The following is an 11,849-nucleotide window of genomic DNA, read 5'->3' as shown; positions in this document are numbered from 1 at the left end:
ACAACAAGCCCACTGAGGGAATCCAAATTCGATTCAGAGGAAAATCATCCCGCTCTAGGCGACCGGGTAGCGCAGCCGGCCGAGGAAGCGTGACAAGCTGGGGCGATAGTCGCTGTTGCCGAGCCACTTCGCCTTGGCCTTCTCGAACGACATGACGTTGCCGATGCGGCGGTCGAGGAACGCCCAGGTGTCGGCGAGGCCCCCGCTCTCGTCGTCGAGCCAGATCAGCAGGGTCGAGGCATAGACGCCGCCGAGCGTCAGCCGCTTGGTATAGTGATTATAGTCGGTGGCGGTGTCGCCGGCCGCGCGCCACATCGCGTCGGCGGTGCTCCACAGCGCGCGGGCGCTGAGCGCGACATTCTGCGGCTGGCCGAAGATGTTCATGGCGCGCCGCACCGCCTCGCGCTCGCCGGTGGCTTGCTCCAGCCGGGTGCGCACCGCGGTGGTGATGCGGTCGCGAATCTTCATCGCGGGCAGGTTCTGCGCGTCGAGCGCGGCGGCCATCCGCGCGTCGGCGAACTCGATATAGGCGGTGACCATGTCGGCCGCGCCGCCCGGAAATACGATTCGCGCGCGGCCCGCCGGCAGGCCGAGGTCGGCGCCGGCGGCCTCCGCCGCCTTGTCGCTCCAGCCGTCGAACGGGACATGCGGCAGCATCGCCTCGACGAGGACGGGGCGAAGTTCGTCGAGCGTCATCTCGGCGGGGGCAAACTCGGTCATGGCGGTCCCTTTAGCCTGCGTTGCGCAACGGAGGAACATTCGCACGAATGGTGTCGGTGGTTCCCTCCGCCGACACGATGACGGTGTCAAAGGGCGTCAGCGTGCGGCCATCGGCGGCGCGGACCTCCACCGGGGCGAGGCCGTGGCCGTTTGCGCGATCGACGATGGCGAAGGGCGACAGCTCGTCGGGGCGGCGCAGATGCTTGGCGCCCCATTGGGAGAGGCCGATGATCATCGGGAAGAGGTCGCGGCCCTTCTGCGTTAGCTTGTACTCGACCTTGCGGCGGTCGGCCTCGCTGACGCGGCGCGACAGGATGCCTTCCTCGACCAGCTTGGCGAGCCGAGTCGCCAACACGTTGCGCGCGATGCCGAGGCTCTTCTGGAAATCGTCGAAGTTGCGGATGCCGAAGAAGGCGTCGCGGACGATCAGCATGGTCCATTGCTCACCCAGCACGTCCATCGACCGTGCAATCAGGCAATAGTCCGGCGCGCTCACGCGCTTCGGCATGTGATCCTCCCTCGGCTCCCCGCTGGCCAAATTAATAGGCCCGTTTCAAAACGCAACTTTTTCGCTTGTCGCCGCTCAGTTAGTTGCATTAGAGAACTAATCAAGAGTTTTGTTAAGAAACTAAAATGCCAACGGAGCCTCCCATGTCGTTCAAGAAGCTGCTCGTCCTCCTCGTCGCCACCAGCGCGCCGGCGTTTGCCGCTGCGCCTTCCTATGTCGCCTCCTTCGCCGCGCCGACCGCGACCGCGAAGCTGGTGTCGTCGGAGCGGCTGTGGTCGTGCACCGGCGCGAGCTGCAGCGCCGGTGGCGCCGCGACCAGCCCGGCCAAGCACATCTGCGTGCGCATCGCGCAGGAAGTCGGCGCCGTCACCGCGTTCCAGGCGAAGGGCAAGACCTTCAGCGCAGAGGAAGTGGCCGCCTGCAACGAGCGCGCCGGCCACACCGCAACCCCGGCTGCCGCGAAGTAACCCCAATAGCTTCAGCGGCGTCCAACCTAGGGCGGCGCGACCTAAGCTTCGGCTTGAGGCGCGCTGCTCTCTCTGCTATGGGCAGCCGCTCACGCCGGGGACTCGTTCACCGGCGTCATTATTTTTGTGCCTGTGCCGCCTGCTTTGCCGAGGTGGTTGGCCTTAAAAGAAACCGGAGTGAGACGGCTGCATGCAGATCATCGTTCGCGACAATAACGTCGACCAGGCCCTTCGCGCGCTCAAGAAGAAGCTGCAGCGTGAGGGCGTGTATCGCGAGATGAAGCTGCGCCGTCACTACGAGAAGCCCTCGGAGAAGCGTGCCCGCGAGAAGGCAGCCGCCGTTCGCCGCGCCCGCAAGCTCGAGCGCAAGCGCGCCGAGCGCGACGGCAACCGCTAAGCCGACCCGGTGTCGGGTCCGCACGCGTCGGGTGGCCGCCGTTCCGGCGCCGCCTTTGCCAAATATGCCGTGATCGGCCTGCTGATCGCCGGCGCCGCAGCCGCGCTGGCGTTCACCGGCACCGAGAAGCTGGTTACCGCCGCGGCCCCGCCTGCCGATTTCCTCGCCTCGAACAAGGAGCGTGCCGGCGTGAAGAGCACCGCGAGCGGCCTTCAGTATGAAGTGCTGACCGAAGGGCAGGGCGAGAGCCCGGTCGCGACCGACACCGTCGCCGTCCACTACGAGGGCAAGCTCGTCGACGGCACCGTTTTCGATTCGAGCTACCAGCGTGGCGAGCCGGCGGTCTTCCGTCTCGACCAGGTGATCCCGGGCTGGACCGAGGGCGTGCAGCTGATGAAGCCGGGCGCCAAGTACCGCTTCACCATTCCGCCCGAGCTCGGCTACGGGCCAGAAGGCGCCGGCGGCGTCATCCCGCCGAACGCAGTTTTGCAGTTCGACGTCGAGCTGCTGGCGATCGCGCCGCGCCAGGGCTGATAAGGCCTTCCAGCTTCAGCTTTCCAGAATGGCCCGCACCGCGGGCCATTCTTCTTTCAGAATCGAATAGACGCAGGTGTCGCGCACGCGGCCCGTCCAGGTCGTGCGGTCCTGCCGCAGGATGCCGTCGAGCTGCGCGCCGAGCTTCTCGACCGCGCGTCGCGACCGCCCGTTGATCGCGTCGACATGGAATTCGACGCGGCGGGCGCCGGCGCCGAAGGCGGCACTCAGCATCAGGCGCTTGACCTCGCCGTTGACGCCGGTGCCGCGCACGTCGGGGCGGAAATAGGTGCCGCCGATTGCCGCCGAATTCTTCGCATCGCTGACATCATAGAAGCTGGTCATGCCGACGACCTCGCCGCCGTGGATCGCGACCAGCACATGCCGCTGCGGGGTCGCCGCCCACCAGGCGTCGAAGGCCTCGCCGAGCATCGAATAGGGATAGATATCCCAGATGTCGGGATCGGCGGCGCAGGCGGCGCGCAGGGGTTCGCAGTGGTGCTCGGCCAGATAGTCCAGCCGGACGACGCGGCCGGTCAGCTCGGGTGCGCCGAGGATTCCGAGCTTGTGTCTGAGTCCTTCCATGCCGCGCCACTGCCCGAAGTCGCGGCGGCCGTCGAGGCCCGGCGATGTTCGAGCGTCACCTTCACCATCGCGACGATCGGCACGGCGAGCATGACGCCCAAGAGGCCGAATAGCACGCCGAATAGCAATTGCGCGGCGAGCGTGACGGCGGGCGCGATGTCGACGACCTTCCGTTCGACGTAAGGCGTGATGAAATTGCCCTCGACGAACTGCAGCACCATGTAGACGACGAGCGCGGCGACGCCCGTCTCGGTGCTGACGCTGAAGCCGACGAGCACGATCAAGGTGCCCGAGATGAAGGCGCCGATGTTGGGAATGAAGGCGAGGATGCCGGCGATGAGCCCGAGCAGCGGCGCCAGCGGTACCCCGGCGATCAGCAGCGCCACCATGGTGAACACGCCCTCGAACAGCATCGCGATGAGGCGCCCGAGCGTCCAGCGGCGCATGGTGTCGGCCAGCTCGTCGAGGAGGGCGGCGAAACTTTTGCGTGAGCGTTTCGGCGCCAGCCATTCGACGCCGCGCTCATAGAGGCGCGGCTCGACGGCGATGTAGATGCCGAGCACGACGACGAGGATGAAGCTGCCGAGCGCGCCGGCGGCGGTGCCGAGCGCCTGCGTGAGCTTGCCGAACGAGCCGAGCAATTGCTGCGCGATGCCGGCGAGCGGCCCGCGCTCGCTACCGGCGAAGCTGGTGATGCCGTAGCTTTCGAGGAACAGCGACAGACGGGTGATCTGCGCATCGAGCGTCTGGCTGAGTTCGCCGGCTTGCTCCACCAGCTGCATCCCGGCGGCAGCAACGAGTCCGATGATCGCGCCGAAGAAACCGAGCGTGACGATAGTCGCGCGCAGCCAGCGCGGCGCGTCCCAGACCTTGCAGATCGCGCGGCCGCCAAGGTCGATGAAGGCGGCGAAGATCAGGCCGGCGACGATCAGCAGGATCGCGTTTGCCAGCTTCCAGGTGAGGAACAGCGCGACGGCGATGCCGAACCAGACGCTGGCCTGCTTCAGCGTGTCGATGATCAGCGGGTCGCGCGTGGCGACCGGGCTCTCGGTCTTGTGAAGGGGCGTCTCGCTCATGGTTCGCCTCGCTGTTGCGAGGCCGAAACCATCGGCGGGACGCCCATGTTCCCTCAGCTAGCCTTGTCGGGGCGAAGCGAATCGAACGCCCGCTCGCCACGGAAGGCGGTGAACCAGCTCTTCGGGTTGAAGCTCAGCGAGCCGTCGAGCGAGAAGGTGATGAACTCGGCGCGGCCCGACAGATTCTCGATCGGCAGGACGCCGAGGCCGCTGAGACCCGGCGGCACGCGGCTGTCCGCCGAATTGTCGCGGTTGTCGCCCATCAGGAAGACATGGCCGGCCGGCACGCGGACCAGCTCGGTATCGTCGGTGAAGCTGCCTTGTATGGCGTCGATGGTATCGTAGCTGACGCCGTTGGGCAGCGTCTCGCGGTAGCGCGGGTAACGGCAGACGGCGGCGCCTTCGGCGTTCCTCGTCTCGAACGCCGGATAGCGGTCGCAGTTGGTGTTGGGCGATTCGGCGATGTCGATCGGCGGCAGCGCGACGCGCGGCACCGGGTTGCCGTTGATGTAGAGCACGCCCGACTTCATCTGGATGGTGTCGCCGGGCAGGCCGATCAGCCGTTTGATATAGTCGATATGCTCGCCCGGCGACTTGACGACGACGATGTCGCCCCGCTCCGGCAGTCGGCCGAAGAGGCGCCCCTGCATCTCGGGCAGGATGTCGAGCGATGGCGACAGATAGCTGTAGCCATAGGGATATTTGGTCACCACCAGCCGGTCGCCGACGAGCAGGCTCGGCAGCATCGATTCCGACGGGATGTAGAAGGGCTTGGCGATCGCCGAATGAAAGCCGAGCACGGCGAGACCGAGCAGCGCGAGCTGCCAGATTTCGTGCAGCCAGTTGATCTTCTTCTTGTCGGTCATGCGGGCCTAGCCGTGATCAGGACCATCGCCTGCGCCCACGGATGGTCGTCGGTGATCGTCAGGTGGATGTCGGGGGTCATGCCAGCCGGCGTGATCGCTGCCAAGCGTTCGGCCGCCCCGCCGGTGAGTTTCAGCGTGGGTTGCCCCGAGGGCAGGTTGACGACGCCCATGTCGCGAAAGAACACGCCGCGCCGGAGACCGGTGCCGAGCGCTTTGGCGCAGGCCTCCTTCGCCGCGAAGCGCTTGGCGTAAGTGGCAGTGCGGGTGAGCTGACGGCGGTTGGCCTTGGCGATCTCGGTCTCGGTGAAGATGCGGCGGATGAAGCGGTCGCCGAACCGGTCGATCGAGGACTGGATACGCTCGATGTTGCAGAGGTCGGAGCCGAGGCCGAGCACCATCACGCGGCGCGGCCTTCAGCCATCAGCCGGCGCATTTCGCGGATGCTCGCTTCAAAGCCGATGAAGATCGCCTCGCCGACGAGGAAATGGCCGATGTTGAGTTCGGCCAGTTCCGGGATAGCGGCGACGGGCGCGACGTTGCCGAAGCTGAGGCCGTGGCCCGCGTGCGGTTCGATGCCGAGCGAGGCGGCATAGGCGGCGGCGTCGGCGAGACGGCGCAGCTCGGCGGCCTGTGCCTCGCCGTCGAGGTGGCAGTAGCGGCCGGTGTGAAGCTCGACGACGGGTGCGCCCAGTTGCTTCGCCGCGTCGATCTGGCGGCGGTCGGGTTCGATGAACAGGCTGACGCGGATGTTGACGTTGCGCAGCCGGTCGACGAGCGGCGCGAGTGTGTTGTGCTGGCCAGCGGCGTCGAGCCCCCCCTCGGTGGTGCGCTCCTCGCGCCGCTCGGGCACGATGCAGGCGGCGTGCGGGCGGTGGCGCAGCGCGATGCCGAGCATCTCGTCGGTCGCCGCCATCTCGAGGTTCAGCGGCAGGTCGATCTCGGCGGACAAGCGCGCGATGTCCTCGTCGGAGATGTGGCGCCGGTCCTCACGCAGATGCGCGGTGATGCCGTCGGCGCCGGCCTCAGCGGCGACAATGGCCGCGCGCACCGGATCGGGATGCGCGCCGCCGCGCGCGTTCCGGATCGTCGCGACGTGGTCGATGTTGACGCCGAGGCGGAGAGGGGAATGCGGCAGGCGGCTCACGCCGCGCGGCTCCCGGGCTTCACTGCCGGCAGCGCGGCGAGGTCGGCGGGCAGCGCGTCGGGCGCGTAGGTCGGCACGTCGAGCTTGATCAGCGGATAGAGCGGCACGCCGACATCGGCGCTGCCGTTCGAGCGATCGACGAGGCAGGCGGCGGCGATCACCTGGCCGCCGGCTTCCTCGATCGCCTTGATCGCCTCGCGCGAGGACAGGCCGGTGGTGACGACATCCTCCATCATCAGCACCTTCTGCCCCGGCGTCAGGCGGAAGCCGCGGCGCAGCTCGAAGGTGCCGGTCGGGCGTTCGACGAACATCGAGTCGACGTTGAGCACGCGCGCCAGCTCATAGCCGACGATGACGCCGCCCATCGCGGGGGCGACGACGGCGGTCACCTCGCGACGGATCCATTCGGGGAAGCCGTCGGCAAGCGCCTGGCACAGCCGGCCGGCGCGGTGCGGGTCCATCAGCACGCGGGCGCACTGCAGATATTTGGGCGAGCGCAGCCCCGACGACAGGATGAAATGACCTTCGAGCAGCGCTTCCACCGCGCGGAATTCAGCCAGGACTTCGTCTTGGGTCACGCCTTCACCCGATCGGCCGATGTGATGCCCTGCGCGGCGCGCAGCGCGGCGAGGATATTGGTCAGATGCGCGAGATTGTCCACCTCGACATCAACCGAGAAGGTGTGGAACGAGCGGTCACGGTGCCGCAGGTGGATGTTGACGATGTTGGCGCCGTGATCGGCGAGGATCGTCGTCATCTTGGCGAGCGATCCGGGCTCGTTGACCACGATGATCTGCAGGCGCGCCACCGCATTGTCGCTTTCGGGCGACCAGGCAAGGTCGAGCCATTCGCCCTCGGTCTCGCGCTCCAGGGTGGTGCAGTCGATAGTGTGAACCTCGATGCCCTGGCCGGGACGGCGCAGGCCGACGATGCGGTCGCCGGGGATGGGGTGGCAGCAATCGGCAAGCTGGAACGCCATGCCGGGGGTCAGGCCCTTGATCGAGATGGCCGACTGCTGGTGCTTGCTCTTGATCGCGCGCTTGCCCTCGCCGGTGCCGGGGATCAGCGCGTCGAGCAACGCCTCGTCGGTCACCGTCTGCTGCGCCAGCGCCACGAACAGCGACTCCCGGTCGGCGATCTTCAGCCGCTTCAGCGCCGAATCGACGGCGGATTCGGAGAGCGGCGTCGTCACCCGCGCGGCGATCTCGTCATAGAGCTTCAGCCCCATTTCGATGAGCTGGTCGCGTTCCTTGTGGCGGACGTGGCGGCGGATCGCCGAACGCGCCTTGCCGGTGACGACATAGGCTTCCCAGGCGGTGTCGGGCTCCTGTGCCTTCGACCGCAGGATTTCGACCTGGTCGCCGTTCTGGAGGCGGGTGCGCAGCGGCACGACGCGGCCGTTGACCTTGGCACCCACGGTGGTGTCGCCGAGATCGGTGTGGACGGCATAGGCGAAATCGACCGGCGTCGAGCCGCGGGGCAGCTGGATCAGCTCCCCCTTCGGCGTGAAGCAGAACACCGTGTCCTGGTACATCGCCAGCTTGGCATGCTCGAGCAGCTCCTCCGGCGAGGCGCCATGCTCGAGAATTTCGAGGAGATCGCTGAGCCAGGGATAGTGCGAGCCGGTGCCGTTGACGCCCTGCTTGTACGCCCAGTGGGCGGCGAGGCCGATCTCATTCTCGCGGTGCATGCGCTGGGTACGGATCTGGATTTCGATGCGCATCTGGTCGCTGTGGATCACCGTGGTGTGGATCGAGCGATAGCCGTTGCGCTTCGGCGTCGAGATGAAGTCCTTGAAGCGGCCGGGCACCATCGGCCAGCGCCGGTGAATGATGCCAAGCGCGCGGTAGCAGTCCTCGGCGTCGTCGACGATGACGCGGAACGCCATGATGTCGGACAATTGCTCGAAGGCGATATGGCGCTCCTGCATCTTGCGCCAGATCGAGAAGGGCCGCTTCTCGCGCCCCGTCACCTCGGCTTCGATGCCTTCACGCGAGAGGAGGAGCTTCAATCCGCTGGTGATGCGCGCAACCATGTCGCCGCCGCCGGCGCGCAGCTGCTCCTGCCGCTTGATGATCGAGGCATAGGCCTCGGGCTCGAGTTCCCTGAAGGCGAGCTCCTGCAGCTCGTTCATGAACTCGTACATGCCGATCCGCTCGGCGAGCGGCGCGTAGATGTCCATCGTCTCGCGGGCGATGCGGCGGCGCTTATCCGGGTTCGAGATGTGATGCAGCGTCCGCATGTTGTGCAGCCGGTCGGCCAGCTTCACCAGCAGCACGCGGATGTCGTCGGACATCGCCAGCAGGAACTTGCGGAAATTCTCCGCGGCGCGTTCGCTTTCGGTCTGCGCCTCGATGCGGGAGAGTTTGGTGACGCCGTCGACGAGGCGCGCGACGTTGGCGCCGAACATCCGCTCGATCTGCTCGGGCGTGGCGACGGTATCTTCGATGGTGTCGTGCAGGATCGCGGTGGCGATCGTCTCGTCGTCGAGCTTCAGGTCGGTGAGGATGCCCGCGACCTCGATCGGGTGCGAGAAATAGGGGTCGCCGCTGGCGCGCAGCTGCGACCCGTGCGCCTTCATCGAGAAGACGTACGCCCGGTTGAGCAAATCCTCGTCGGCGTCCGGGTCGTATGATTTGACCCGTTCGACCAGCTCGTACTGACGGAGCACCTAATATCCCTGCTGCCTGAACCGCTTCCTTATATTGGAAGCGGGGGCGACAGGTCGCAACCTAACCCTACGGATTATTCGTAGTCGGCGCCGAGGTTGGTGTTGCGCGGCGGCTGCGCGGCGGTGAGGCGAAGCGCCTCGGCCGACGCCTGCAGCGAACCGATATCGTCCGGGGCGTCGTCGTCGGCGACGATCACGCGCTGCATGCCGGCGACGATCGCCTCCTGCAGCTCGGCCGGCTTGACGGTGACTTCGGCGATCTCGCGCAGCGCCACGACCGGGTTCTTGTCGCGGTCGCGATCGATGGTCAGCTCGGCGCCCGACGAGATCTGGCGGGCGCGCTGCGAGGCGGCCAGCACCAGGTCAAAGCGGTTCGGGATCTTGTCGACGCAATCTTCGACGGTGACGCGCGCCATCGTTCACTCCGGTTCCGGGAATTTCGGCAAGGGGCGGCACATAGGCCGCGCCCGCCGATTCTGTCAAGAAAAACGGCCGTGCCCCGAGAGGTGCGGCGACGGATCAACTGGGATCAGCGGCGGATGAAGCGGCGCTGGTTCATCGGGATCGGCGCGGTCTTCTCGCGGAACACGATGCGGCCCTTGTCGAGGTCGTAAGGGGTCATTTCCACCTGGACCCGGTCGCCGACGATCGAGCGGATGCGGTTCTTGCGCATCTTGCCCGCGGTATAAGCGATGATCTCATGGTCGTTCTCAAGCTTCACGCGAAAACGGCCGTCGGGCAGGATTTCCGAGATTACACCGTCGAAGCGAAGCGCTTCTTCCTTCGCCATTCATTTTCCTTCCGAGGACTTGGCACAGCCGCACGCGCCCTTCCGGCGGGCGGCGACAATTGGGCGGCTATATGGGCCGGAAGGCGGAAAATGGCAAGGTGGAGCAGCGCGTGCTAGGCGGGCGCATGCTCGGCGACCGCACCCTCCATATCGATGCCCATCTCGTCATCCTCGACAAGCCGGCGGGCCTTGCCGTCCATCCGGGGCCGCAGACGCCGCGCAGCCTCGAGGATCATCTCGACGAGCTGCGCTTCGGTTTCCAGCGCCAGCCGCAGCCGGCGCACCGGCTCGACCGCGATACCTCGGGGTGCCTTGTGCTCGGCCGGCATCCGAAGGCGACCAAGCGGCTGGGGGCGTTGTTCGAAGCGGGCGCGGTGTCGAAAGTCTATTGGGCGGTGCTGAGCGGTATTCCCGATGATGAGGAAGGCGAGATCGACGCGCCGCTGCTCAAGGTCTCCACCCAGGCCGACGGCTGGCGCATCGTCGTCGACCCGAAGGGCAAGCCGGCGCAGACGGCATGGCAGCTGCTCGACCGCCGCGAGGGCAAGGCGCTGGTCGAGTTCCGGCCGAAGACCGGGCGCACCCACCAGATCCGCGTCCACGCCGCGCACCTCGGCCACCCCATCGTCGGCGACCCCGTCTATGGCAAAGGTGCGGGGTTGCTGCTGCACGCGCGCAGCCTCACCATCCCCTATCGCGAGGACGGGCCGCCGGTGGAGGCGAAGGCACCGATGCCGCCGACCATGAAGAGGTTCGGCTTCGATATCTGAAGGGGGAGGGCCGCATGTCCGAGTGGAGTTGGGAGCCAGCGCCGGACAGCGGCGTCCGCAATCGCTGGGTCGAGGCGAACGGGCTTCGCTTCGAGGTGGCGGAAGCCGGCGAGGGCGATCACCTCGCGCTGCTGCTCCACGGCTTTCCCGAACTGAACTTCTCGTGGCGACACCAGATGCCGCTGCTCGCCGAGATGGGCTACCGCGCCTGGGCGCCCAACCAGCGCGGCTATGGCATGACCAGCCGGCCGGAGGGTGTCGCCGCCTATACGGTCGATAAGCTGGTCGCCGACGTGGCGGCGCTGATCGACGCCAGTGGCGCCAAGAAGGTCACCTTGATCGCCCATGACTGGGGCGGGGCAGTCGCCTGGCTGTTTGCCATCGACGAGGTGCGGCCGCTCGAACGGCTTGTGGTGATGAACCTGCCGCACCCCGCCTGCTTCGCGCGCGAGCTGAAGACGTGGAAGCAGATGAAGAAGAGCTGGTACATCCTGTTCTTCCAGCTCCCCTGGCTGCCCGAAAAGATGCTGACCGCCGATGACGCCGCCGGAATTCGCCGGGCTTTTCGCGGCATGGCGGTCGACAAATCCCGCTTCCCCCGCGCCGACCTCGACGTCTACGCCCGCGCCGCGCAGCAGCCCGGCGCGATGACCGCGATGCTCAACTGGTACCGCGCGGCGGTGCGCCACCGCGCGATCGACCGGGCGTATCCGACGCTCGAAACGCCGACCCTGCTGATCTGGGGCGAGCAGGACACGGCTCTGGATGTGGCGACGACGGAAGGGACGGATGCCTATGTCAGCGACTTCACGCTGCGGCGGCTGCTGGGGGTTAGCCATTGGGTTCAGCAGGAGGCGCCGGAGAAGGTGAACGCAATCCTGCAGGAGTGGCTCACAACTGCGCGTTGAGGGCTCTCGCGGCCTGAAACAGCTACCGGCTAGTGCGCTCAGATTGGAAAGAAGCGCGGAAAAACAAAGGGAAGCAGCCCGATGGCGCCCAAACTAAAAGAGATGGCGGCGGTAACGAACGCCACGACGCCTGCGCGACGATAGCAGAACAGGATCGCTGCGACGAAGGCCACGAGGAACAGAAGCGGCGAGAAGGCGAGGAGATAAGAGGTCGTCTCCTCGAACCATCCGCGTGAAATCGATGCGGCCATCCCCGCTACGAGAGCTAACGGGAGTGACGAAACCAGCCCTAGCACCGAGAGCACGCCGCATGCCGTCATTACGGCCAGTCCCAACTGATTGGTGGGCCTTTTCTCCATTAAATCCGTTTTATGGGACATCGGCACATTGGCCAACGCTTTTGCGCAGCGCGC

17 protein-coding genes are annotated in these 11,849 nt (G+C 66.6%); 5 read left to right on the top strand and 12 right to left on the bottom strand.

Going from position 1 to position 11,849, the window contains the following annotated elements; all coding sequences use genetic code 11:
- Positions 1–54 precede the first annotated feature (54 nt).
- Positions 55–720, bottom strand: coding sequence for a COQ9 family protein (locus ACFOMD_RS05185; protein ID WP_380857855.1), 666 nt, complete (start codon positions 718–720; stop codon positions 55–57).
- Positions 721–730: 10 nt separating this feature from the next.
- Entirely contained in the window at positions 731–1,228 is a 498-nt protein-coding gene (locus tag ACFOMD_RS05180; RefSeq protein ID WP_380857852.1) for a winged helix-turn-helix transcriptional regulator, read from the bottom strand.
- Between the two features lie 143 nt (positions 1,229–1,371).
- Between ACFOMD_RS05180 and ACFOMD_RS05175 the strand changes: the two genes are divergently transcribed.
- From ACFOMD_RS05175 to ACFOMD_RS05165, 3 genes are all read left to right on the top strand, one after another.
- Positions 1,372–1,695, top strand: a complete 324-nt coding sequence (locus ACFOMD_RS05175) for a CC_3452 family protein (RefSeq protein WP_380857849.1) — start codon at positions 1,372–1,374, stop codon at positions 1,693–1,695.
- Positions 1,696–1,885: 190 nt separating this feature from the next.
- Positions 1,886–2,092, top strand: coding sequence for a 30S ribosomal protein S21 (rpsU, locus tag ACFOMD_RS05170; RefSeq protein WP_380857846.1), 207 nt, complete (start codon positions 1,886–1,888; stop codon positions 2,090–2,092).
- Positions 2,093–2,101: 9 nt separating this feature from the next.
- Positions 2,102–2,626 (top strand): FKBP-type peptidyl-prolyl cis-trans isomerase, encoded by a 525-nt coding sequence (locus tag ACFOMD_RS05165; protein WP_380857843.1) that lies wholly within the window; start codon positions 2,102–2,104, stop codon positions 2,624–2,626.
- Between the two features lie 15 nt (positions 2,627–2,641).
- Here the strand turns inward: ACFOMD_RS05165 and ACFOMD_RS05160 are convergent, their stop codons facing one another.
- From ACFOMD_RS05160 to infA, 9 genes are all read right to left on the bottom strand, one after another.
- Positions 2,642–3,211, bottom strand: a complete 570-nt coding sequence (locus ACFOMD_RS05160; RefSeq protein ID WP_380857840.1) for a GNAT family N-acetyltransferase — start codon at positions 3,209–3,211, stop codon at positions 2,642–2,644.
- Positions 3,163–4,287 carry an AI-2E family transporter gene (locus tag ACFOMD_RS05155; RefSeq protein ID WP_380857837.1) on the bottom strand — a complete coding sequence of 375 codons (1,125 nt, stop codon included), beginning with the start codon at positions 4,285–4,287 and terminating at the stop codon, positions 3,163–3,165. Before ACFOMD_RS05155 ends, ACFOMD_RS05160 begins: the two co-directional genes overlap by 49 nt.
- Before the next feature lie 53 nt (positions 4,288–4,340).
- Positions 4,341–5,153, bottom strand: a complete 813-nt coding sequence (gene lepB, locus ACFOMD_RS05150; RefSeq protein ID WP_380857834.1) for a signal peptidase I — start codon at positions 5,151–5,153, stop codon at positions 4,341–4,343.
- Complete coding sequence (acpS, locus tag ACFOMD_RS05145; RefSeq protein WP_380857900.1) at positions 5,150–5,551, bottom strand: holo-ACP synthase; 402 nt, start codon at positions 5,549–5,551, stop codon at positions 5,150–5,152. The genes lepB and acpS overlap by 4 nt, the downstream gene beginning before the upstream one ends.
- Positions 5,551–6,297 carry a pyridoxine 5'-phosphate synthase gene (locus ACFOMD_RS05140; RefSeq protein WP_380857831.1) on the bottom strand — a complete coding sequence of 249 codons (747 nt, stop codon included), beginning with the start codon at positions 6,295–6,297 and terminating at the stop codon, positions 5,551–5,553. Before ACFOMD_RS05140 ends, acpS begins: the two co-directional genes overlap by 1 nt.
- The gene (gene pyrE, locus ACFOMD_RS05135; RefSeq protein WP_380857828.1) at positions 6,294–6,875 is read right to left on the bottom strand and encodes an orotate phosphoribosyltransferase; all 582 of its coding nucleotides are present in this window, start codon (positions 6,873–6,875) and stop codon (positions 6,294–6,296) included. The genes ACFOMD_RS05140 and pyrE overlap by 4 nt, the downstream gene beginning before the upstream one ends.
- A complete protein-coding gene (locus ACFOMD_RS05130; RefSeq protein ID WP_380857825.1) occupies positions 6,872–8,968 on the bottom strand; it encodes a RelA/SpoT family protein in 2,097 nt (698 codons plus the stop codon). Before ACFOMD_RS05130 ends, pyrE begins: the two co-directional genes overlap by 4 nt.
- Positions 8,969–9,042: 74 nt before the next feature.
- A complete protein-coding gene (gene rpoZ, locus ACFOMD_RS05125) occupies positions 9,043–9,384 on the bottom strand; it encodes a DNA-directed RNA polymerase subunit omega (RefSeq protein ID WP_380857822.1) in 342 nt (113 codons plus the stop codon).
- A 113-nt stretch (positions 9,385–9,497) separates the two neighbouring features.
- Positions 9,498–9,758 (bottom strand): translation initiation factor IF-1, encoded by a 261-nt coding sequence (infA, locus tag ACFOMD_RS05120; protein ID WP_380857819.1) that lies wholly within the window; start codon positions 9,756–9,758, stop codon positions 9,498–9,500.
- 125 nt (positions 9,759–9,883) lie between these two features.
- On the opposite strand from infA, the gene ACFOMD_RS05115 reads away from it, so the two are divergent.
- A complete protein-coding gene (locus ACFOMD_RS05115; protein WP_380857897.1) occupies positions 9,884–10,528 on the top strand; it encodes an RluA family pseudouridine synthase in 645 nt (214 codons plus the stop codon).
- Positions 10,529–10,542: 14 nt separating this feature from the next.
- Positions 10,543–11,436 carry an alpha/beta fold hydrolase gene (locus tag ACFOMD_RS05110; protein ID WP_380857816.1) on the top strand — a complete coding sequence of 298 codons (894 nt, stop codon included), beginning with the start codon at positions 10,543–10,545 and terminating at the stop codon, positions 11,434–11,436.
- A gap of 38 nt (positions 11,437–11,474) precedes the next feature.
- Here the strand turns inward: ACFOMD_RS05110 and ACFOMD_RS05105 are convergent, their stop codons facing one another.
- Positions 11,475–11,831, bottom strand: a complete 357-nt coding sequence (locus ACFOMD_RS05105) for a hypothetical protein (protein WP_380857813.1) — start codon at positions 11,829–11,831, stop codon at positions 11,475–11,477.
- Between the last annotated feature and the right edge of the window lie 18 nt (positions 11,832–11,849).

The organism is Sphingoaurantiacus capsulatus (genome assembly GCF_042648405.1).
Taxonomy (GTDB): Bacteria; Pseudomonadota; Alphaproteobacteria; order Sphingomonadales; family Sphingomonadaceae; genus Sphingoaurantiacus; species Sphingoaurantiacus capsulatus.
The sequence above is the reverse complement of the archived record's forward strand: the minus strand, read 5'-3'. Positions and strand labels throughout refer to the sequence as shown.

Bases quoted from the DNA above. Each gene is read 5' to 3' on its own strand.
- ACFOMD_RS05185 (WP_380857855.1), bottom strand. From the start codon at position 720: ATGACCGAGTTTGCCCCCGCCGAGATGACGCTCGACGAACTTCGCCCC.
- ACFOMD_RS05180 (WP_380857852.1), bottom strand. From the start codon at position 1,228: ATGCCGAAGCGCGTGAGCGCGCCGGACTATTGCCTGATTGCACGGTCG.
- ACFOMD_RS05175 (WP_380857849.1), top strand. From the start codon at position 1,372: ATGTCGTTCAAGAAGCTGCTCGTCCTCCTCGTCGCCACCAGCGCGCCG.
- rpsU (WP_380857846.1), top strand. From the start codon at position 1,886: ATGCAGATCATCGTTCGCGACAATAACGTCGACCAGGCCCTTCGCGCG.
- ACFOMD_RS05160 (WP_380857840.1), bottom strand. From the start codon at position 3,211: ATGGAAGGACTCAGACACAAGCTCGGAATCCTCGGCGCACCCGAGCTG.
- ACFOMD_RS05155 (WP_380857837.1), bottom strand. From the start codon at position 4,287: ATGAGCGAGACGCCCCTTCACAAGACCGAGAGCCCGGTCGCCACGCGC.
- lepB (WP_380857834.1), bottom strand. From the start codon at position 5,153: ATGACCGACAAGAAGAAGATCAACTGGCTGCACGAAATCTGGCAGCTC.
- acpS (WP_380857900.1), bottom strand. From the start codon at position 5,551: ATGGTGCTCGGCCTCGGCTCCGACCTCTGCAACATCGAGCGTATCCAG.
- rpoZ (WP_380857822.1), bottom strand. From the start codon at position 9,384: ATGGCGCGCGTCACCGTCGAAGATTGCGTCGACAAGATCCCGAACCGC.
- infA (WP_380857819.1), bottom strand. From the start codon at position 9,758: ATGGCGAAGGAAGAAGCGCTTCGCTTCGACGGTGTAATCTCGGAAATC.
- ACFOMD_RS05115 (WP_380857897.1), top strand. From the start codon at position 9,884: ATGCTCGGCGACCGCACCCTCCATATCGATGCCCATCTCGTCATCCTC.
- ACFOMD_RS05110 (WP_380857816.1), top strand. From the start codon at position 10,543: ATGTCCGAGTGGAGTTGGGAGCCAGCGCCGGACAGCGGCGTCCGCAAT.